The organism is Anoxybacillus andreesenii, assembly GCF_030813005.1.
GTDB classification, from domain to species: Bacteria; Bacillota; Bacilli; order Bacillales; family Cytobacillaceae; genus Robertmurraya; species Robertmurraya andreesenii.
Genome location: NZ_JAUSTU010000002.1, coordinates 104,702 through 127,265, shown reverse-complemented (window position 1 = coordinate 127,265; position 22,564 = coordinate 104,702). Strand labels below are relative to the sequence as shown.

Below are 22,564 nucleotides of genomic sequence, written 5' to 3'. Positions count from 1 at the left end.
AATCTTACTTGGCCGATCAAAACCGGGAAGCAGGAGAACCGTCCCCGTGCTTCCAATGAGTGAATTTATTGACTTTGTAACAGAATTATTTCCTTCTATCCGCCCTTATACGAAAGAACAAGTTAAAGCTTCTATTCAACAGTTTGATAGGAGTGGGGTGCAAAGAAATTTTTCAATGCACTCAGCTTTACCATATCTAGCTCAGGGAGATATTTTTGGTGATGCCATTCCATTTTTTAAACAAGATAAAGATGGGAATCTCTCTGTTTTAAGAACTAAAGCAATATTACTTTCAAATACTTGTGATTCCGAGAGAGATGATGTTTTGATTTTCGCACCATTAATTCCAATAAAAGATTTAAAATTGGATGAACATGCGATAAAGAGTAATCAGATTTATAGATTGTTATATTTTCCTGATCCTATAATTTCGAATTATGTTGTTGATTTCAGCCTTCTAAATTCTTTTTCAAGGCAATTGTTTGAAGAACAATTAAAACAAGGTAATTTTAAGAAAACATTATCACTAAATGACTTAGGTTATTATTTATTTTTATGTAAATTAACTATACATCTTATGAGACCTGAAGATGGTGAAGTACAAAAGACAAGATCTGCCTAACTACTGTAGTCGTAAAATTATGATACTTTACAATTTCATAAACCTATTTTTAGGGCACTCAGTACAAAGAATATTGAAGTCTGAGTATTCCGATATACACCCTCCGGTATAATTTCGAATACACAAAAATGTGTGAGAAATTGTACTGGATTTTTTTACTCAAGAAAAGTGGATTTTCAACTGTAAGCGCCCAACCAAACAACGCCTATAAACACGCAACGCCTCCTGTTACTATGAATGTAAATTTAAGGGAGGTGCCTTTGCGTGTGTCAAAACAAAAACTAACCATTGTCCCGTAACGTTACATTCCAAAAACGAAAATATTTCCTCATTTAATCCAGTAGGGATTTCCTCAAATCTTACTTGCCCGATCAAAACCGGGAAGCAGGAGAACCGTCCCCGTGCTTCTCTACCTTAGAAACAAAGTTTGTACCAGCTTTTGGCTCTTCCTGCTTTATGGAGATTTCTACATTTCCAGTTGCAGCTTTCGCTAAATCAGCTAAGACTGATGCAGGGATCGTTACAGCTGCCTTCCCTGTTTGTAAGACAAGTGATTTATTATTATCTGCAATTTTCTTTATTGTGTCAGACTTTAGTGCTGTTAGGATTGACGGGATGTTCTTGTTAGAAGCTGCAGATAAATCTACGACCACTTCTCCTTTTGTAGAATCTTTAATAGCAGATTCTAATTTGTTGCCATCAACGACTAACGTAGCTTCCTTATCATCGACTTTGTAATCCCCTTGATCACTAGGTAAGGTCGGTTGAACTGGGACAGGTATTCCACCACCTCCACCACCAGGTGACTCCGTAAGTTTTGTGATATCGACGGTTTGTATTGCCTTGTTTCCAGCTAAATCAGTTACTTCAAAGACGAAGCGATTGACTCCATCCTTTAATTTAAGCTCAATATCCTTAATGGTTTTTTCAAATGAGCGCATTTCGAATGGTTCTTTGAATTCGTTGTATAAAATCTCGCTACCATTAAGGGTCAATCTAATTTCATCAAAATTATCCGTTACTTCAACAGATACTTTTGGATTAGGATCACCTTTCCCAACAGAGGAAGGTGCCCCTGTTACATTTAGTGTTGGTGCTGTAGTGTCCACAAAGACCGTTCTTGAGAAAGAAATCTCAGTTCCATTCCCATCTTCTCCTGCAATATCAAAGCGATGGACTCCGTCGGTTTCAAACTCCAAAGTAGTGTGGAATTCATATCGGTCTGTTTCTTCATTATAGGCTACGTCAACCTCTTTACCACCGATTGTTAATGATTCAATTCCTGAGTTGTCCGCAACGTATCCAGAAACAGCAACTTCCTTCTCACCTAAAGTACTGAATGCTTCAGGAGTGAGAACGCGTATATCTGGTACATCTGTTTCCTCTTCATCTTTATTAAGGATAGTTTTCTTTACTTCGTTTCCTGCGTAGTCAACGGCTACGACTGTTAATGTTTGTCCCGATCCAAGGCCAAGCTCGTGCTCAGTTTCATTACCGGCAAGAAGGGTAACTGATTTTCCGCCTATTCTCAAATCTATATAGGCAACACCGCTTCCATTCTCATTATCGGCTGCTGCGAGTGTCACAGTGCCATCTGCATAGCTTGCTTCAAGTGTCGGCTTAGTAGTATCAACTTTTACTGGCATTGTGAAGCTTTGTGGCTTAGCACCAGGATAGTCTAATGTAGCTTTTACTTCAAAAATATAATCGCCTTCCACTACTTCGTTATTAATTTTGCCATCCCAACCTCTTGCAGGGTTAAGAGAGTACATCGGTGAAAGACCACGGTCATAATAGTTCTTGCGAATTTCATTTTCTGTTCGGATTGTTCTTAAATGGTTACCTTCCTGATCTAGAATGTTAAATTCAACTTTTTTCGCATTACGTAGGAAGGAGAGTACAGGTATTGTAGAATCCTGAGTGCCGTCTCCGTTTGGAGAAATCGCATTTTTATCAGGTTTAATACCTTTTATCAATGGATTCTGTCCTAAATAGTACCCGTTCTCGTCTATTAGGCCTGTATAGTCATAGAAGGAATCTCCACTATCCGCATAGGCATCAACAATTGGTGCTGCGTTCCAATCACCTTTAAAACCAACATATGGGACAGAAAGCTCAGGGTTTTTATCTTCTGGATCTGTTAAGGTTACGAATCCTTCCACGAAGTAGCCATTAGGGAAGACTTTGTTAATGTCGACTGTTTTTGTCAAACTACCACCAGTTAATCCTGGTTCTACTATTTTTGCCTTACTCAAGTCAATTTGTACTGTAAATTCTACTGAACCTTTTGCAGGTATTATTACTTGGCCAGATTTTTCATCATTAATTGTAATGTCAGCATCTATAATTGGCTGCCCTTCAAGTTCGCTGAGATTATAACCTAATTCTCCCCATCCTACAAAATCCGTCTGCAGATTTGCTTGAACATCGTATTTAACAGCAGCATCACTAAAGTTCTGTGCTTTTAATGTGAACTCAAATTGATCCCCAACTTCTTTGAGTGCTACCTTTGCTTCGTTGGTAGATGTTTCTGTTACAATAACTGGTGAGGAAAGGGCAGAGTGTAGCTGCATAATTCCAGATCCCTGACGACGAGGTGAATACGGGATTTCCCAACCAGTCATATTATTGATGGTTCCTTGATCAATAATAGGCTTCGCTGTATTCATCATTAAATTCTTCGCCATTTTCACTCGCTCAAGGCCAGTAAACTTAAATTCCTTATCAACCCTCTGTAGTACAAGTGCCGAACCACCCGCAACATGTGGTGCTGCCATTGATGTACCGCTCATCATCCCGTACTCGTTGTTTTCAAGGGTTGAATAGATTTGTCCACCAGGTGCTGTAATTTCAGGCTTGAAATCAAGATTTGGTGTTAGACCCCATGATGTGAAATCACTCATTTTTCCAGCTTCAGGGTTTGGCGCAGTTGTTTTATCACCCTCAAAGGTAATGGTTACTTTTTGATTTTCTTTTAACGCTTTTGCAAGTTTGTCCCCATTTGCTTTTAGCATGAACAATTGTGGGATTTTAATCGCTGGATCGCTTTGCATATTGACATATCCGTCTGCGTTATTGTAGATAATAACACCTAATGCGCCAGCGGCTTGGGCATTTAATACTTTCTCAGTAAAAGCAAGTTCCCCGCGAACGATGAGGGCATATTTTCCGTCAACATTTGCTAATTCCTCTGGTTTCCCAAGTCCACCATAAGCCAATTCAAAGGTTTTTGGTTCTACATTATTAGGATGAACACTACTAGCTGATAAGAATGGAGCCTTTCCAGTTTCCTCTCCGATTTTGTAGCTGACGGCATCTAAGTCCATGAACTTATTTTCGGAAGAAGCTACTTGTAGGGAATGGTAAGAAAGACCTGGCGATCCTGAAACACCAATATCTGGATTTTCTGCATAAGGGTTTGCAAATCCATTACCAAAATGTGCGGAGTTTCCTGCTGAAATAGCCATTAGAATCCCGTTGTCGACCGCTTTTTGAATAGCCTTTTGCTCTGGGTCCTCTGGAGAAACAAATCCTGCAGTGGAACCCAAGCTCATATTTAGAACATCCGCACCAAGTGCGATTGCGTCATCAATGGCCTTTACATAAATATCCCCAAATGTGGATGGGAACTCGGGATCATTTCCAAATACCTTGAGGGCTAAGATTTGTGCCTCTGGAGCAATTCCTTGAATCCCGTTATTTTCTTCATCTCCGTTTGCGGCAACAGTTCCTGAAACATGCATTCCGTGCATGGATGCTTCTGCACCTTTATCTTGAATCGTATGATTGTGGTCCATATAGTTGTAACCATAAGGAACCTTATCCGTATAATACTTGCCTTGCAAACCGTTTGTGCCAATTCTATTTTCAACATCAGATTTTTTTAGTTTGGCAGTATCATTGTCTGTAAGAATCATATCTCTATGGGAAGGATCCATTCCGGTATCGATAACACCGACAACCATTCCTTCACCCTTGAATTTGTAATCTCTCCATGCCTCTTGGGCTTGGACAAGCTCCTTACTGTATTTCATTTCTGGTTTTTCACTTGGGCGCTCGTACTCATTGACAATATGTACATCTGCCACATTCTCTAATTGTTCGATTAGCGGAAGGTTTCCATATTCAACTTTGGCACTGAACCCATTTACAACATTAGTAAATTGGTTGATGTATTCAATTTTTATCTGCTTGGACTTAATTTGTGATTTGACTTTATCTTGAGATGTGAGGATATCCTTCTGAAGTTTTTCTTTCGTTGGTGTCGGTAAGTCACTAAACTTGATACCTTTTTCTTGAGCGTAGTCAATTGCTGGTTTTTCCTTTAATTCTACGACAATTCTAACCTTGTCCTTTGGTTTGTACTGTTGATCAAACTCTTCTTTGTTAATCTGGTAACTGCTTCTTTTTGGTTTCTCTGTTTTTTCTTTTAGTGGTAGAGTTGCTCCGAATGCGGAACTACTAAATACTAAAAGAAAGATTAAGAGAATGGCAAAGCTTTTCTTAAACAAGTGGTTTCCTCCTTTGTTTGTTGTTACGTAGTTACCTCTATCCTCCTTTCTACTACAAGGATAATTTTAGCATTGTAGGAATAATTTTGAAAGATAGTAAATTTCTAAATAAAAGTAATAATCAGTAAATATTCGACAAGGATTTACATAAACTCAGGAAAAATTACATCAAGATATGTAAACATTTAGGGAGGATGATATCTTCTAAATACTTGCAAATAGAGTTCAGGCCAAGATGTTGAAATGATGAATGATTGTATTGTTTACAAAGGTTTTGGCATTGCCAAACGTTTCCAACCCCTGTCGAATCTTGTGAAACAATAGTAATAATGTTATATTTTAGTAAGGTAAATTATTAATATAAATGAAATTTTAGGTAGGAAGGTGACGATATGGAGACCTCTAGAATAAATAGGAAGGTTCTTTTTAAAACAATCATGGTGCTGGTAGCGTTTGCAACTTTTGCTGCTTTAGCAGTACCATCGAAATCATATGCACGTTCAATTTTGAAGCACCCCGACACAGCATATCTCGAAGTAACATCACCAATTGTTATCGAGTTTGATGGTCCAGTGCAATGGAATACAAGTTATGCTGGAGGATATTATACCGGTTCCTCATTCGGACCTTCTGCAGCACATCCCGGAATTCGCCTCATAGAACTGAGCTCAGGCTTGCCAGTCGAGATCACGATGAGCCTCGATACGTCAAAAAAGAAACTAATTATTACGCCAAATCCTGCAGGTGCTGTGAAATGGGTGAAGAATAAAGATTATCGACTCGAAATCACCGATCATATCGTATTAGATAATACGGGGGCTAATTTTTTAACCTTTTATGGAACATCCCCAAGTATTACCTACAATATCAGCACAAGTTTTTTGACATTCTATCAATTGATGTCTGGTAGTAGAGAAATTAACCAGATCATTGAAGACTACACCCCTAGAAAGATAAGAGTCACAGCTCCAGACCGTTATCTCGAGGAAATTTCAGTCATCCACAAACGCCAGGAAATAGTTCAAAATAGCACGATAGAGTCTGTAACAAACATCGATATCTCGTTTGAAAATAAAACGCTTGATAACTCATTTGGAGATGTTAAAAGGATTGAAGTGACTCCGAAACGAAATGGGGTTGCCATTCAATCCACTCAAACGGTGGATAATTTTAATATTACTTCGAATACGGGGAAGAAAATGCTTGATTTTGCCTATACACGTTTACCGGATACTACATCATTCGATATTGAAGTAGTGCTCTATGACAGCAATGATATTATTTTAGACAAAAAAATTGTTAAGATTCCACTAGAGTCAAAGAATATTACAACGGTCAAGCAAAAGGATCGCTTTCGCTACGCAGGCAGAACCTTTACGCTTTACGATTTATTAAATCGCCCAAGTGATTTACAGGGGTTACTTGATGAAAATCGAATGGATGAGATTAAAGTACGGGTGGTGCAGCAGTGATGAATAAGAGAAAAGCCATCATTACTTCGGTTTTAGCGGCTCTTGTGCTACTACTCTTGTTACCGAATATCCGCCCAAGTGCCACCGATGCAGTAGATACATGGAGTGAGAAAAAAGTTACAGATACGAAAAAGGTTTGGACCATCGCTTTCAGCAAACCATTAAAGGCGACATCGATTAAAGATTCAACTGTTTACGTCGAGGATGAGAATTACCGCTTGTTTTTCACAACAGCAACTCTTTCTAGCGATAAGAAATCCATCATTGTCACACCAAGAGAGCCTTATCAAGAGAATGTGAAATACCGACTAAATATAAGCAGTGAAATAGTCTCCGAAAAAGGAGAAAAGCTAGGTAAGGGGATCATCATGCCCTTTGTTGTCAATGGGTCTGATTCTCAAGATGGCCAGGATGGAGATGCTATAAGAAGTGTTACCTTCTCCACAAATGCTTTTGCGACGACTGTGAATGTGATTAGTAATGACACAGTAGTTAGGGTAACAGCCAACTCCAAGGAGCTCCATTATTTGGGGAATAATACCTATAGCACAGGATTAACGGGGATTAGCTCAGGCAGTACAGTCAAAATTCAAGCCTATGATATGAACGGAAAAAGAATATTCTCGAAGGATTATAAAGTGAATTAACGCTGGAGGTATCTACAATGAAGAAAGCTAGTTTTATAATAATCGTCACTTCGCTCGTAGGTTTCCTCCTTTTCGGAATGACGGCCATTGCTAAGACCTCCTTCAGCGATGTTCGAAGCGACTACTGGGCGAAGGATGCGATCGATTATTTAGTGGAAAAGAAAATTATCAACGGGTACCCAAATGGAAAGTTTGGACCAGAGGACACGATTCGCCGTGTTGATGCGGCAAGGATGATGGTTAGGGCTCTTGGATTGAACACAACGAATCCATCTAACCCGAATTTCAAGGATGTAAAAAGAGGTTCTGATGGGTTTAATGAAATTGCCGCAGCCGTGGAGGCAGGAATCTTCAAAGGTACGAACGGCTACTTTTACCCAAACAGAACACTATCAAGGGCAGAAATGGCTGCCATCATCAATCGGTCGTTTGATTTAGAGCAGAAAACGTCCAAAGTTTCCTTCAAGGACGTAACAACTAAGCATTGGGCCTACAAGGATATACAAGTACTTGTGGCACATGAAATATCCACAGGCTACCCAAATAACACCTTTGGGCCTGACAATGCCATCAAACGAGCAGAATTTGCTACCCTCATGGCTAAAGTTATGAAACTATCAGACCCTGCAAATGGAGGCAAAAATCCTGGAGATGACAGTTTTAAGGTTATTGATATTTATTAATGATAATGCCTTGCCTGAAGCTATATAAGCTTTAGGCGAGGCATTAAAAAGATACACACCCTCAGAAGAACCACAAGAAATATTCTAGTTTTCCTTCGCATAGAAAAAAGGCCTTCCCCCATAAGAGAAAAGACCTTGTTAGCATTCACTATTTATTCAGCGGCAGTATTAGTATCTGTATTAGTACCTGCATCAGCAGCGGGCTGAAGTAATGCTATCATTTCCTTGACAGTTGTAAAACCATTTTCAGGCTTGGCTTTAAGTACAGTATCAGTCATTTCATCGGTTACTTCAATATTAAATAAAGTGCCGATAGCTTGAAGAGAAGTTTTCATTTCAGTAGCGTTAGCAGCCTTATTTACAGCACCAACTAATTCATTATAAGACTTAATAGCAGTGTCAACAGCTGTTGTGATTTCGTCTACTGTTTTGAAGGTAGTATCGCCTTTTTTCAATAGGAATAGCTTTGCTACCTCTGTTTGCTGTGCTTCAGTTAGTTTATCAAAAGCTTCGTATTTAAGCTCGGCAAATTTTTCTGCTAGATTTCCTTCGCCTTTAATAATGTTTACATCATAGATAAATTGTGCTGTTTTTTCAGCAGCTACTTTATCGGCAGCTTCTTTATTTACTGCTCTATAGATGAATTGGGCGCCTTCAGCACGATTTAAAGATTTTTTTGGTGAAAAGGTTTTTTCAGAAGTACCATTTGTAAGGCCAGAAGCCACTAGCGCTTGAACTTCATCGTAGAACCAGTCGCTTGCTTGGACATCAGTGAAATTGATTTTGGCATCCTTGGCATCTAAATTATAGGCACTTACAAGGAGACTGGCCATTTCAGCGCGATCAATTTTTTTGTTTGGATCAAATTTTCCAGTTCCGTCACCTTTTACAATACCAGCTTCTTTGGCAGCTGCTACATATTTGTAGAACCATTGTCCCTCTTTCACGTCAGAGAAACCAGGTGCTTTCACATCCTCAATTTTAAGCCCTTTTGCTACAGCAATCATCTTAACCGCTTCTGCCTTTGTCATATTATCAGCAGGCTTAAAGAAGTTGCCATCTATCCCATTAATAATAGATTTTGAAGAGAGAGCATTAATCGCTTCTGTATACCATTTTCCGTCTTCTACATCCTTGAAACCAGCTGCACTTGTAATAGCCGGTACTACCGCACCACCGACAATTGCTGCTGATAAAGTTAGTGCTAGAAATTTCTTCGAAAATTTTGACTGGTAAGTCATTATATTCGTAACCCCCTAAAGTTTTTGTTTGTTTTTTAATCACAAGGAATAGTGTAATGGAAAATAACTGGCTTTTATATGTAACTTTTATGGCATAATAACCAGATAATGACTTCTAAGGGAACTAAGCGTATAAACATAATGGATAGGAAGTCTAAGACTGAGTAAGGGTACGAGTTTAATAGAAAAGTCCCTTTAATTCCCAATTTAACAAAACCAACCCATTCCTCGATGCTCGAATCTCTATCTAATTCGTGTTACTATAAATCTAGTAATCAATGAGAAGGGGAGGATATGATGAAAAATTTACTGAAAGTATTGGCTGTTTTTTTGATAACTGCTGGAGCTTCTACGTTTGTAAAGGCTGCAGATACAGAAGCATCAACCCAAGATATTCGGCAGGCTTGTAAGTACAACTCAACTGCAAAAGTGAACCCAGACTTCAAAACTCTGAACTGCTTACTCACCGAGACAGCATTGGCGTACGATGTCCCACCTGAAATCGTTAAGGCGGTTGCTGAAGGGGAGAGCAAGGACTGGCGCCAGTTTGACACTAACGGGAATGCGATTGTGACAGGGGATAACGGAATCGGAATCATGCAAATCACGAACCAATCCCAATATAATGAACAGCAGTTGAAGGATGATATCGTCTACAATATTCAGGCCGGTGTTGAAACCCTTGATAAAATGTTCAAGCGTACAGACCTGCCAACCATTAATAATAAGGAGCGGGATGTACTAGAGAACTGGTACTTTGCAATTATGGCCTATAATGGTACGAAGCCAGTCAATAGTCCAATTGTACAAGCGACTGGTCAGCCAAATTCGAATGCTTATCAGGAAAAAATCAAACGTTTGATTAATGAGTTTGAGCTTATCAAACTAGCAGATTTACCTTTTAAGAAAGAAGATTTCAGCTATGACAGCAACAGCACAAACAACATCGAATTTGTTACGAAAAACTATTCTTTCAATCTTCCTTTTACCAAATCGAAGTACGCCTTCAAGGTGGGTCAAAAGGTAACGGCTACGACGGCTGTAAACATAAGAACGAGCCCATCAACAGACAGTGCTGCAAAAGGGAAAACCAGTACAGGGGAAGTTCTGACCATTACAGGACCTTTCCAATATGAAAATAAGAAGAATCATTTCGTCTGGTACCCAGTTAAGCGCAGCGATGGAACAACGGGCTATGTGGCTTCAAGTTACTTGAAGTATCGATTCACAGATATCCCTGCCAAGCATTATGCAGAGGATGAGATTGATTATTTAGTAGATCGAGGGATTCTCAAAGGGGTTGGCAATGACAAGTTTGGTGTTGGTCAAGGTCTAACTCGTTGGCAGGCGGTTGTACTTCTCACTCGTGCCAACCATGTCTCCTTAGATAACCGACCAGACCCAGGCTTTAAGGATGTTCCCCAAAACCATCCTTATTACAAGGAAATCGCCGCTGCCGTTGATGTGAATTTGTTTAACGGGGTATCTGACACAGAATTCAAGCCTGACAAAACCCTTACCAGAGCTGAGATGGCTGTTGTTTTACAACGACTCTATCAGTTTCCAGCAACAACCATGAAAATCCCATTCACTGATGTGAAAGAGAACTGGTATAAGGATGAAGTCGCTCGGCTTTATGCCTCAGGGATTACAGACGGAGTGACAAAGTCAACGTTTGGTCCAGGAAATACCGTTACAAGAGAGCAATTTGCCGTCTTTTTAGTTCGTTCGATGGATAAAAGCTATCGATTGACTAGATAAAAACAAAAGTGTCGCCCAAAACCTATGAAATCAGGTTTTGGGCTCTTTCAATTGGAGGGAGAGTTGAGCTTATTTGCGAAACGCTTAAAATCCCCCGGTTTCTCCCAAAAACTACCCCTCACTCGACCAACCCAGATTACTTACAAAATTTTGGATAAATCTGTAACCCATTCCCTCTCTCCCTCGTCTAAAAGAGAGAAAAGGAGGGAAGCGAAGTTGAAAAAGTTACTAGTTGCTTGTTTGGCCGTTTTTCTCATCCTAACAATGACCCCATCTGCAATGGCCGCTCAACATAGTAAAGAGCCAGCAATATCCACACAGTTTGAACTAGTAAGCGAGGAAACGTTAACAGAGCTCGAGAAGGTTTTTGTAGAGGTTGCAAAAAAAACCGAAGGGGTACACCAATACGGCTCTCTGTATGTGGTCGCCTTGGGTGTTCAACCGAATCCAGGCTACGGGCTGAAGCTGGAAAAGGAAGTACAAACCTTAGAACAACTGAAAATTTTTATTAAAAGAACAACTCCAGAAAAAAATGTTGTTTATCCGCAAGTGGTCACGTATCCGTGTCTCGTCGGGAGACTGTATTTGCCGCCCTATACAACCCTATCTGTCATGGACACAGCAAGCAATAAACCATTATTCGATAAACAAAAGCAGCTGCTGGATTTCAGAGATAAACAGTTCACCACAGACAGCCGTAAGGAATGGACTATTTCCTTAAAAGAAAAAGAATCCTCAAAGAATGATCAAGTGTACATCCAAAAGCTTGGCGAAACAAAAAAGACTCACCCTATTAAGCTAAAAATCAAAAAGAAAGCGATACACGTGAAGCCATTAGAAAAATATCTCCAAGACGCAACATATCTACTCCATATTAAACATAAAATCACTGGAAAACATACGATCATACCATTTGAAGTGAAGAGTCAATTAAAGACGGTTGAACTCGATTATAATTTCAACAAAAGTCTGCATGGCTGGGTAGGGGATTTCTCCGACTTGCCAATAAATTATAGCCAAAAGGATTACAAACTAAGCTTTGGTCATGAGCTGATCCCGATAAAGGAAAGACTTAAAAAGGGTCTACTGCTAAGTGGAATGAATCGAAGTGATGATTTATTCATGTATGCGAAGAAGAGAATTGGAAAAGAAGAAGGCTTACTTCCGAATCAAACCTATCTACTGAAGATGGAGGTAGATTTCTACACCAATGCCGATCCCGGATTAGTTGGGGTAGGCGGAGCGCCAGGAGAATCGGTATACATGAAGGCTGGAGTGAGCGCTGTAGAGCCGAAAGTAATACCCATAAACAATGATTGGCGAATGAATGTAGACAAAGGGGAACAGGCAGCCTCAGGCAAAAATGCGGTTGTCATAGGACATATCGCCAAGGAAAAGGCTACTGGAGAACAGTATGCTCTGAAGAAACTGCGTCTGTCCGAGCCACTTCTAGTAAAAACAAACAAATACGGTGAGCTCTGGGTCTTCTTTGGAACAGATTCGGGCTTTGAAGGGATGACTTCCCTCTATTATGACCAAGTAAAAATTAGTCTAGAGAAGCAAAACAAAAAATAAAAATGGCCGGTATTAAGCATATTCCAGAACTACAATCCGTGCGAAAACAGCCTAGATAATAAATAGTGCTTTTTTCTTAAATTTACTGAGGAAGATGGAAAAGGGGCAAGGCGATCACAACCTTGTCCCTAAATTCTATAAATAGACAATTCCTTTATATACAATGTATACCAAATTATAGTAATCTATAGTAAAAGAAACACAGTGGATCCTAATCTCGTATTACAATTTCTTCTCCATTTACCATTGCAGCAATCGTGATTTCCACTGTGAACCGTACCATGAACTAAGATACACGTTTAACAAAATTGGAACAGATTTTGCCAAATTAATAGGAGGGGTACATGTGAAATCAGTCAAACGAAAAGGCGTCACGCTTGGACTAGCAGCTACTTTGGCCTTAAGTCCATTCATTTCGAGCGCCTCGTTCGCAGCGGAAAAAGGGTTAAACGAACGTACATATCCACAGCTAGAGAGATTAAATGTTAACCAATTTGAAGCTAGTGAGCTCAAAAAAAATGAGCAAAAACAGTTTTCTGAAAATCAGCTCATCATCAAATACCGGAGCCCGCTTTCTGCAAGTGAACATAAGAAGGCAGGTGGAAAGCTAGTCAAGCGTATTTCCAACCTTGGCTATGACGTCATTGAAGTTCAAGGGAAAAAGACGCTGAATGAAGTAGCTAATAACTATGCCAAGCTAGGCAATGTCACATCTATTTCTAGAAGTGCCTATGGCCAGACTCTGGCGGCCGATCCGAAAGCTTCAACAATGTATCATCTTAACACTTTGAATCTAGCTAAGGCTCAAACACTAGCTGGAAAGAACAAAGTAAAGGTCGGCGTAATTGACACCGGTCTAGATGCCAACCACCCAGAGTTAAAAAATCGCTTAGTTGCAAACGTGAATATTATGGACCCTCTGAAAAAGGGAAGCGCGGACACACACGGTACCCATGTCGCTGGCATCATTGCTGGTGAGAAAAACAATGGCATCGGGGGCTATGGGGTCGCTCCGAATGCAGACATCGTCTCGATTGATGTTTCTAACCGTTCCTTCTTCATTACAGATTACATAGTGGCGGAAGGGATTCTTGAGGCAATTAATCAGAAGGTGAAAGTCATCAATATGAGTCTCGGATTCTATTTTCCTTCTCCAATCCTAAAGGATGCCGTCAAAAAAGCAGTTGATAGTGGGATCATCGTGGTAGCTGCGGCTGGAAATGATGGTGCAAGTGTACTGAATTATCCTGCCTCCTTTGATGGAGTGATTAGCGTTGGGGCAACAGATGAGAAGAATCAATTGGCTTTCTTCTCGACCTTTGGCCCATCTGTTGATGTTGTAGCACCAGGACAGGATGTATATGCACCGGTATTTGATGTGGATAAAGGTTCTTCCTTTGTCAAAATGAGTGGTACATCCATGGCTTCTCCTGTCGTAGCTGGAGCTGCAGCTCTATTACTCTCAAAATATCCGAATCTAACACCTTATCAAGTGAATTATATGCTGACCGAAACGGCAAAGGATATGGGTGAAAAAGGGTATGATCTTAAGTATGGCTATGGCATGGTGGACCCGGTAAAGCTTTTATCCTTTGATCCGAAGAAAATTCCTGCCGATCCAACAGTAAAGGAAAAGGATATTTTAGCCAAAGCGAAATCACTTGGTAGCTTTGAGAGCAAAGATGTAGACGGGAAAATTCAAAAGCTCGACCAGACAGACTACTATAAGCTGGACGTTAAGAAGGACGAATATGTCCAGATTTCCCTTGCAGGATTAGCTAAGTATGATATGAAGCTCGAACTGTTATTTTTCGAACAAGGGAAGAAAACAAAATCAGTTGACATCAATGATGTAGGAGCAGGCTTTAACGAAGGTACCCTTTTCCAAGCACCTGCAGATGGAACTTTGGTTATTGCTGTAAAGGATAGCTTTGGAAAATATGATAAGAACGGTCAATATACGTACAAGCTCTCTTTGCAGAAGAGTCTAGAATTCGTAGACGATGAAAATTCAATGGAGCAGCCAGTACAAGTCTCGTCCCTTCCATATCAATCGGGTAATCATTATTTTAAGGATGAACTCGTACCATTAGAGGAGAATGAGTCCACGGATGAAGCTACTGAGAAGGAAGAGACCATTATAGAAGAAAAAGAGAATGAGGGCACGAAAGAGGACGAAGAGGAAAACGATAAAGAAGAATTCAAAGGTGTTCCAGGAGATTCCGATTTCTTCCGTTTCAAGCTTCCAGGTAGCGAACAGGATGGAATGCAAACCGTCAAAATAAATCTATCAGCAGTAGCTGGTATTGATTCAACCATTGTCGTTCATTATGTTCAGAGAGAGAATGGAGAGGAAATGTCCTATGAGATGGAGCGTTCTTCCTTTGGGGGCTACGGCAAAGGCGAAGAGTTAATCTTTAATGGTATTGCCGGTCAAGAATATATCATTGAAGTAACAAACAAACCTTATATTGACGAGTACATGTTGATGTTTGGTGGAGTGAATATTGACTATGAGCGCAGCTATTCATCAATGGATCCTTATCAGTTATCGATTGAATCGAAAGTACTTCCGAATGATGAGGATGGACTCCCATTAGGTCTATTTGACAGACCAGAGGAATCCCTTGCAGAAGGCAATATTGAAAAATATCAAGCAGATAAAAAAGCACTGCAGGACGTTATTTTTACCGACGAATTCGTGACGTTCAATAACGATAATGAAGAAATTATGGATGCGGCGATTGCAATCAATGAAAATGAGACCAAGAACGGCTATATTCAATCCTACGGCGACGAGGATTGGTATGCTTTTACCCCAAGCCACAGCTCTACCTTTGAGGTGAAAATCGATGATAGCTATCCGATTGGCATGTCTGTTCTACGCTACAATAAAGAACTGAAGGATTTTGAATATCTATATTCGAATGAACGATACTCCATGGATGGGTTCACTGCTGCTACATCCTTTATGATCGGACTTCATAAGGGAGAGACCTATTACTTCCGTGCCAATGACATCATGTATCGTCCTGGCTATGAAGAGTATGGCTTCACCATCAAGACAAAGGTGAAAGATACAGCAGATGCCAATGAAAGCAATGATACCTACGAGAAGGCTACAAAGGTAACTACATTACCGGTCTATGGCAACTTCGCAGGTGTAAGTGATATGGATATGTACTATTTCAAACCTGGCAAGGCTTCTGTGTATTCTATCAAGCTCACTCCAGGAACATTGCCAAACTTGTATAAAAATGTTCCGAGCGTTCTAAAGTCCGAAATTGATCCGGTTATCGTGTTAATTGAGGATACGAATGGAAATGGAAAGCTTGAAGATGAAGAGCAAGGGAAGCAAATTTTCATTGATTATGGCATTTTTGGTCAGGAAGAAAGAGGCAGTCTTAAAACGAAAAAGGATGCCGGCTATTTTATCGTCACCTTCGATTATAATGGCATCAATTCTTCACTGATTCCGTATGTGTTCAAAATTGATGAAACGAACTTGAAGGACGAAGACCAAGGCTCTACTGTGAAAAACAATGTTCCTTCAAAGCCCGTTATTCTGAAAAATGAGTGGAAAGCAAAAGGCTACTTAAATCTACTATCTGGTAAAGGTGACACAGACTACTATAAAATCTACCTTTCCAAAGCAAAAACAGCAAAAGTAACATTAGAGGTTCCTTCTGATATCGATGGCAAGGTAACTATCTATTCCTCCAACGGAACTCAAGTTGCTGTACTTGATTCCTATGGAAAGGGTGATCACGAAATTCGTGAAGTTAGTCTTAAGAAGGGCGTCTACTACTTTAAGGTAGAAGATGTCTATGGAAATGCCAGCACAGATCCGTATACGTTGAAAATTCAATAATCAGAGAACGCCTATCCTAGTATTTAGGGTAGGCATTTTTTCATGGTTGGAGCGGAGCTTCTTCAAGAAAAGAGCAATATGAGTTGCCATTACGGCAGCTTTTTTTTTCGGCAACTATTCTAAAAAATTATACGTCCAATATAATAGAGTAACGAGAGATAAAGGGGGAGCATCGTATGAAAAAAGTTGGGTGGATTTTGTTTTTTATGATTTGTTTGTTTTTTCTTGGGGATAACCCAGCTCTTGCGGGAGAGATTAAGATTACCATTGGTGTGAATGATAGTTTAATAGGTTTTAATGAACAAAAACCACTCATTATCGATGGAACAGCCTATTCCCCAATGGAACCACTTCTTAATGGAATAAAGGCAAAAACTACCTATGATCCACAAAACAAGATCTATACAGCTACTATAAATGAAAAGCGAATTACTTTTTCAATGGTTGACAAAAGCATCTCAATGAATGAGCTAGAGTATCTTGATACATTGAAAGTGCTGAACGGAACTCCATACATACCCGTTCGTTTGGTTGGTGAGTATTTCGGGTTTAATGTGAAATATTTGGCGAAGGATCAGGTTGTCAGAGTTTTTGATAAGAATCACAAGTATACGGATGCTGACTTTATAACAAAGCACCGAAAGGAATTGGACAAGTACTTTAACATTCGGCCGAAGAATATTGTGTATTTGACCTTTGATGACGGGCCGAATGCCTACACATCACAAATCCTTGATATTTTGAAAAAGAAGGATACCCACGCTACCTTTTTTATGATTGAGGGCAATATAAAGCACTATCCTGAGGTGGTTAAGAGGATGGTCAAGGAAGAGAACTATCCTGCTCTTCATAGCGTAACCCATGATAAAAATAAGATTTATGCCAATCCGAAAAATGTCGCCTCAGAAATGGATAAGACGCGAAAAACACTACAAACGATTTCCGGATTTGACTCGCATCTTACGAGAGTACCTTACGGGAGTAAGCCCTATATGAAGCAGCCATACAGGGACGATATGGTGAAGAATAAGTTCAAAATGTGGGACTGGACGATTGATACAGAGGATTGGCGGTATGGAAAGACGCCGTGGAAGATTGTAGATAAGGTAAAAAGCGGAATGCAAGGGCTAAAGGGTAAGAACAAGCCTATCGTTATCCTGCTTCATGATTCAAAAGCGTCAGCTAGTGTTTTAGGAGAAATTATTGATTATGTCCGAAAGCAAGGATATGAACCAGTTAGCTATGATCCAGGAAAGCATGAGGTTGTTAATTTTTGGGGAGATACGAGGCTATAAGATGAAGGGACTAGCCTTGTAAAATAGTACTAAAGCTATCTATCAACAATTACCATAGACGTGATATGGTAAATCATATATGATTTTTTTGTAATAATACTTTTATAAATTGAGAGGAGAACGAACTTGAAAGCAATCAAACTTTTTCTAGTTTCATTATTTGCTTTAATTCCATTTCAATCTGCCTATGCGGCTACACCAAAAACATATGATAACTATGTTCCTATGGATGAGGGTATTGAGGACCACTGGGCATATGATGAAATGGATGACTTAATCAATGCGGATATTGTTGATGGATTCATGGATAACGACAACAATATGTATGTGAAGCCTGAAAACAATATTACTAGAGCAGAATTTGTTAAGTTGATCGTGACAGCACTAGATTTAAAGGAAAGCGGAAACAGCCAGACTTTTACAGATGTGAAGAAAGGGGACTGGTTCTACGGACCAGTTCAGATTGCAAGCAGCTTAGGCGTCGTTAATGGAAAATCAGCTACTAAGTTTGCACCAAATGATAAGATCAACCGCCAAGAAATGACAAAGATTATTGTCGAGGCGTTCAAAAATACGATTGTATTTCCGGAGTCAGGATCAAAGACATTTACCGATGTAACGGATAATTGGGCTAAAGACTATATTAAAAAAGCTTCAGCTGCGGAGCTTGTAAATGGTACTGGCGGAAGTAAATTCAGTCCAAAAGCCAATGCAACAAGGGCTCAAGCGATGGTAATCATTCATAGAGCTTTGCAAAAAGAGCAATCTAATGTTGCAGCAGATGAAGAGATTGTAACATTTTTGAAGAACCATATTTTAAAAGAAAATAAAATGTCTGAAGCAAACAATTCTGAAGGATTAGTAAAGCTTTATGAGGAAAATGGTACAGGTTACTACCGTGTGCTTGGAACAGAATTTGGTGGAGTAGAGTTTCCTGTTGAAGAGGGAGAAGAATACACGATCACCATTGACGATGAAAAATTAGCACTAAAAGTACTAGAGAAGTCTAACCGCTTTGCTACCATTGAGGTAACAGGTATGAAGGTTACTGTAAAATATACAAGCAAAGACATGAACATGGATTTCACAGAAGATATGGATGGTGCCTATCAACTTAAGAAAGATTCTGTGACAGGGGCTTGGAAAATCTACAACTACTACCCATATTTTAGTGAAGACGAGCTATAATACTAGACTGAGAGAGCGATCTGGATGGATTGCTCTCTTTTTTCATTTGAAATATTGGGTCGCCACTGGGGATATTTGCGGTATTTCTGATATATTTGCGATAAATTAGGTTTATTTGCGGAAATATCAATTTATTTGCGAAAAATCATTTTTATTTGCGTTAATTTCTATATATTTGCGAAACGCCACTCTCCCCATAATTTACCTACTTTTTCACAGGTATCTCAACTATTACAAGTATTACATTTTACTATATTAATAGGTATAATAATATATATTTTCTAAAAAGGGGGAGAAAGGTGAGGCAGCATAAGCTATTAGTATCTTTTGCTATTACTATCTTGTTCTTTATGTGGAAACCAGCCTTGAGTCATGCAGCAGATATTGTCAATCCAAATAAGACGTACACGTATGACCAGATGGTACAAGATATTAAGGCACTAGGTCAGCAGTATCCAGATCTAATTCATTACAAAATCATTGGCAGTAGCGAATATCATCGGCCTATTTATGCTATATCTCTTGGAACAGGAAATGCCAGGGTACTCGTTAATGGCTCACATCATGCAAGGGAATGGATTTCTACTACCCTAAATATGTACATGCTTGAGCAGTATGCCAAAATGTATGAGAATAATCAAACATTTGGTGGCTTTAATGTCAGAAACGTTCTTGATGATACAACCATGTGGTTTGTTCCAATGGTTAATCCGGACGGGGTCACCCTTCAACAATTTGGGCTTAGTAAATTTCCAGTTACAGATCATAGCTCATTATTAAGAATGAACGAATACAGCCACGATTTTAAGAAGTGGAAAGCGAATGCCAAAGGGGTCGATCTGAATCGACAATATCATGCTGGTTGGGCAACCATTAAGAGTAACCGGCCGTCGCCAAGCTGGAGTCACCACAAAGGATTCTATCCAGAACAGGCAGCTGAAACGAAAACGATGGTTAAGTTCACAAAGGAAGTCGACCCAGAAATGGCACTGTCTTACCATGCTAGCGGCGAAATTCTTTATTGGAAATTTAAGCAAACAGGACAGCTTTACAATCGTGATCATGCCTATGCCAAAAGAATTGGCCAATACACAGGCTATAGCCTTGTCTATCCTGGGACAAATCCATCAGGCGGGGGCTATAACGACTGGTTCACGTCAACATACAAACGTCCGGGCTTTACCCCTGAACTAGGTCGGTATGCCGGTAACACCCATGTTCCTCTTTCAGAATTCAGTCGAATCTGGAGTCAAAATAGATTCGTAGGATTATATGTTGCTAGCGAGGGCTACAAGCTATACCTAGCAAGAGGTGGAAAACCGAAGTATCAGGAAGTGAACGTAAAGATTGATGGTGAACTTGTTAAATTTGAACAATCTGCATTGCTCATTGACGGAAAAACCGTTGTTCCATTGCGTGGCGTATTCGAGCATTTCGGCGCTGTGGTTGAGTGGGAGCAATCGACAAAGACCATCACTGCAAGAAAAGGTACTACGATTATTGAGCTAGTGATTGGCTCCAAAACAATGAAGGTTAACGGAACTTCTACTAATCTTGAGGTTGCACCTCAGATGGTGAATAACCACACAATGATTCCGTTGCGCGCAGTTTCGGAAGCCTTTGGGGCGGAGGTTGGCTGGGATGCAGAAACGACCACAGCACTGATTACTTCGCCAGCTCAAGAGGTGGATGAAATGGCACCAGCTCAGCCAGTAATCGATCCAGTATCTGACATATCATTAACCGTTACTGGAAGTAGTGAAGTCAATGCATTAATTGAAGTGAAAAAGGATGGCAAGCTACTCGGACAGGGTAGGACAGCAGCAAATGGAAGGTTTGAAATAAAAATCCCTGCCCAACAGGCTGCTACCCTTTTATCCATTACAGCTACCGACTTAGCGGGGAATATGAGCGAGGCTGCAACGGCAACGGTCGCTTATACGAGTAGCTTTACGGATACCATTAACCATTGGGCTAAGGAGGACATCGGATACTTAAAGGATCGAAAGGTAACAAATGGATTACCGGACGGTAGCTTTGGTGTCGAAAAGAATATTTCTCGAGCTGAAGCTGCGGCATTTCTAGTTCGTGCCTTGAAAATCGACCTTGATTATAATCTGAATTCTAACTTCCCGGATGTTGGAGAGAATCATGATTTCTTTAGCTATATTGCTACCATTTCAGCTAATGGTATTATGACAGGGGATGAAAAAGGATTTTTCAATCCAAATCAAACACTAACACGTGCCGAAATGGCGAAAATCTTGGTTACTGCTTATAAACTTACAAGCCAGGGAGAAACGACTTATCCAGATGTCACTCGTAGTCATTGGGCTTATGATGTTATCGGAATTCTAGGCTCTTACAAGCTAACAACTGGTTATCCAGACGGGACATTTAGAGCGGACGCTCCAATCAAACGCTCTGAATTTGCAGCTCTTCTTGCGAGGGTCATGATTCTTCAGGAAAAAGGTCTACTTGCAGCAGATGAGATAGTGGAAGACGAAACCACAGCCCCACTACCAGAGGAGCCGGTGCTGGATTCAGCAGGAACCGGAGAAGATACGGAAAGTGACGAACTAGTTTCTACTACTGAAACAAACGAGTAGAATATGATTCTTAAAAGCTAGCTGAAGTTTTCTTTGGCTAGCTTTTTTGTATGACGTTATGGGGAAAAGGGGGATTGATCAAAAAAGTGCCTCCAAAAGAAGCACCCTCTCAATCAATCGTTTGATTCACGTAATCTACTCATATTTTTCAATTTTCTTAAGCAATTCCTGCCCGGTGAGATTCCCGTTTGCCGTAATGCGGTTGAGCGTGAATAAATTGTCACCCTTTCCGACCACTCCTGGTTTAACGGTGAGCCCAAGCTTATATCCTGCTTTCTTCGCCAATCGGATTGTATCCTCTGAGTATTCGCCGAAAGGATATGCCAGGGTAATGACTTCAGTTCCGAGTTTATCCTCGATGATTTTTTTGGACATAGACAAATCACGTAATACTCTCGTTTGGTATTGAATTTGAGATTCTAGTCGACCGTTCGGAAGCATCATCCTCCCTGTTATCATACCCTTCAGCTGCTTCCGACTATTTTTTCCCTTATAGTGAAAATCGTAGGTGTGCCCCTGAAAGGAAAAAACATCAAGGGATTTCTTCGCCTCATCCCATGAAAACTTCGGGATTTCATTAGGATATTTATTCTTACCTTCAACAACTCTGCTCGTAATTAAATAGACCGTCGCCTTCATTCCGAGCTCCTTTAGCACAGGGTAAGCATGGAGATAGTTACTTCTATATCCATCATCTAATGTAATCAAAATAGGCTTATTCGGGAGTTTCCCTTTTCCTTCAAGGAAATCTAATAGCTCTTTGTCCGTAATTGTTGTATACCCCTTTTTCTTAATCGCCATCATATGCTCACGAAAACGTTCTGGAGAAATTTCAGCTGCTGAGGCTCCCTTCGGCAGGAGATGATGGTACATCAGAATAGGTATTCTTACATTATTGCCGGCAAATTTGGATGCGGCCGCTATATTAACCATATTATTCTCTTGGCCCCTTTCTATCTCTGCTGCTTTCCCATGAGCATTGATTGTAAAAATAGCTACCAAGAATACAACAAAACCTAGTAGAAAATACTTTAACTTCATAGGTTCATATCCTCTCAAAATAGTCATCTAGTAGGGGTTCGTCAACCT

Annotated in this window: 13 protein-coding genes; 10 read left to right on the top strand and 3 right to left on the bottom strand. The window is 40.0% G+C overall.

Features of this window, described 5'->3' with window-relative positions; translation table 11 throughout:
* The first annotated feature begins 46 nt into the window (after window positions 1–46).
* Entirely contained in the window at window positions 47–622 is a 576-nt protein-coding gene (locus J2S07_RS02610) for a hypothetical protein (protein ID WP_307148843.1), read from the top strand.
* Window positions 623–993: 371 nt separating this feature from the next.
* On the opposite strand, the gene J2S07_RS02605 is transcribed toward J2S07_RS02610, so the two are convergent.
* Window positions 994–5,133 carry a S8 family serine peptidase gene (locus J2S07_RS02605; protein WP_307148842.1) on the bottom strand — a complete coding sequence of 1,380 codons (4,140 nt, stop codon included), beginning with the start codon at window positions 5,131–5,133 and terminating at the stop codon, window positions 994–996.
* A gap of 392 nt (window positions 5,134–5,525) precedes the next feature.
* Here J2S07_RS02605 and J2S07_RS02600 point away from each other — a divergent pair, with 392 nt between their 5' ends.
* Genes J2S07_RS02600 through J2S07_RS02590 form a run of 3 tightly spaced genes read left to right on the top strand, consistent with a single transcriptional unit; the run spans window position 5,526 to window position 7,935 of the window.
* A complete protein-coding gene (locus tag J2S07_RS02600) occupies window positions 5,526–6,605 on the top strand; it encodes an Ig-like domain-containing protein (RefSeq protein ID WP_307148841.1) in 1,080 nt (359 codons plus the stop codon).
* Window positions 6,605–7,252 (top strand): Ig-like domain-containing protein, encoded by a 648-nt coding sequence (locus J2S07_RS02595; RefSeq protein ID WP_307148840.1) that lies wholly within the window; start codon window positions 6,605–6,607, stop codon window positions 7,250–7,252. Before J2S07_RS02600 ends, J2S07_RS02595 begins: the two co-directional genes overlap by 1 nt.
* Before the next feature lie 17 nt (window positions 7,253–7,269).
* Window positions 7,270–7,935 (top strand): S-layer homology domain-containing protein, encoded by a 666-nt coding sequence (locus tag J2S07_RS02590; RefSeq protein WP_307148839.1) that lies wholly within the window; start codon window positions 7,270–7,272, stop codon window positions 7,933–7,935.
* 152 nt (window positions 7,936–8,087) lie between these two features.
* On the opposite strand, the gene J2S07_RS02585 is transcribed toward J2S07_RS02590, so the two are convergent.
* Entirely contained in the window at window positions 8,088–9,176 is a 1,089-nt protein-coding gene (locus J2S07_RS02585; protein WP_307148838.1) for an S-layer homology domain-containing protein, read from the bottom strand.
* Window positions 9,177–9,473: 297 nt separating this feature from the next.
* Here J2S07_RS02585 and J2S07_RS02580 point away from each other — a divergent pair, with 297 nt between their 5' ends.
* The 6 genes from J2S07_RS02580 (at window position 9,474) to J2S07_RS02555 (ending at window position 21,475) form a co-directional block, all read left to right on the top strand.
* Window positions 9,474–10,937, top strand: a complete 1,464-nt coding sequence (locus J2S07_RS02580) for an S-layer homology domain-containing protein (RefSeq protein WP_307148837.1) — start codon at window positions 9,474–9,476, stop codon at window positions 10,935–10,937.
* Between the two features lie 216 nt (window positions 10,938–11,153).
* On the top strand, window positions 11,154–12,512 hold the full coding sequence (locus tag J2S07_RS02575; protein WP_307148836.1) for a protease complex subunit PrcB family protein: 1,359 nt from the start codon (window positions 11,154–11,156) through the stop codon (window positions 12,510–12,512).
* A 346-nt stretch (window positions 12,513–12,858) separates the two neighbouring features.
* Window positions 12,859–16,383, top strand: a complete 3,525-nt coding sequence (locus J2S07_RS02570) for a S8 family serine peptidase (RefSeq protein ID WP_307148835.1) — start codon at window positions 12,859–12,861, stop codon at window positions 16,381–16,383.
* A 176-nt stretch (window positions 16,384–16,559) separates the two neighbouring features.
* Window positions 16,560–17,678 carry a polysaccharide deacetylase family protein gene (locus J2S07_RS02565; protein ID WP_307148834.1) on the top strand — a complete coding sequence of 373 codons (1,119 nt, stop codon included), beginning with the start codon at window positions 16,560–16,562 and terminating at the stop codon, window positions 17,676–17,678.
* Between the two features lie 126 nt (window positions 17,679–17,804).
* Window positions 17,805–18,866, top strand: a complete 1,062-nt coding sequence (locus J2S07_RS02560; protein WP_307148833.1) for an S-layer homology domain-containing protein — start codon at window positions 17,805–17,807, stop codon at window positions 18,864–18,866.
* A 299-nt stretch (window positions 18,867–19,165) separates the two neighbouring features.
* Window positions 19,166–21,475, top strand: coding sequence for a M14 family zinc carboxypeptidase (locus tag J2S07_RS02555; protein WP_307148832.1), 2,310 nt, complete (start codon window positions 19,166–19,168; stop codon window positions 21,473–21,475).
* A 135-nt stretch (window positions 21,476–21,610) separates the two neighbouring features.
* On the opposite strand, the gene J2S07_RS02550 is transcribed toward J2S07_RS02555, so the two are convergent.
* Window positions 21,611–22,516 (bottom strand): polysaccharide deacetylase family protein, encoded by a 906-nt coding sequence (locus J2S07_RS02550; protein ID WP_307148831.1) that lies wholly within the window; start codon window positions 22,514–22,516, stop codon window positions 21,611–21,613.
* Between the last annotated feature and the right edge of the window lie 48 nt (window positions 22,517–22,564).

Excerpts from the sequence above, each read along its gene's own strand:
- J2S07_RS02600 (WP_307148841.1), top strand. The coding sequence starts at position 5,526 with ATGGAGACCTCTAGAATAAATAGGAAGGTTCTTTTTAAAACAATCATG.
- J2S07_RS02595 (WP_307148840.1), top strand. The coding sequence starts at position 6,605 with ATGAATAAGAGAAAAGCCATCATTACTTCGGTTTTAGCGGCTCTTGTG.
- J2S07_RS02590 (WP_307148839.1), top strand. The coding sequence starts at position 7,270 with ATGAAGAAAGCTAGTTTTATAATAATCGTCACTTCGCTCGTAGGTTTC.
- J2S07_RS02585 (WP_307148838.1), bottom strand. The coding sequence starts at position 9,176 with ATGACTTACCAGTCAAAATTTTCGAAGAAATTTCTAGCACTAACTTTA.
- J2S07_RS02580 (WP_307148837.1), top strand. The coding sequence starts at position 9,474 with ATGAAAAATTTACTGAAAGTATTGGCTGTTTTTTTGATAACTGCTGGA.
- J2S07_RS02565 (WP_307148834.1), top strand. The coding sequence starts at position 16,560 with ATGAAAAAAGTTGGGTGGATTTTGTTTTTTATGATTTGTTTGTTTTTT.
- J2S07_RS02550 (WP_307148831.1), bottom strand. The coding sequence starts at position 22,516 with ATGAAGTTAAAGTATTTTCTACTAGGTTTTGTTGTATTCTTGGTAGCT.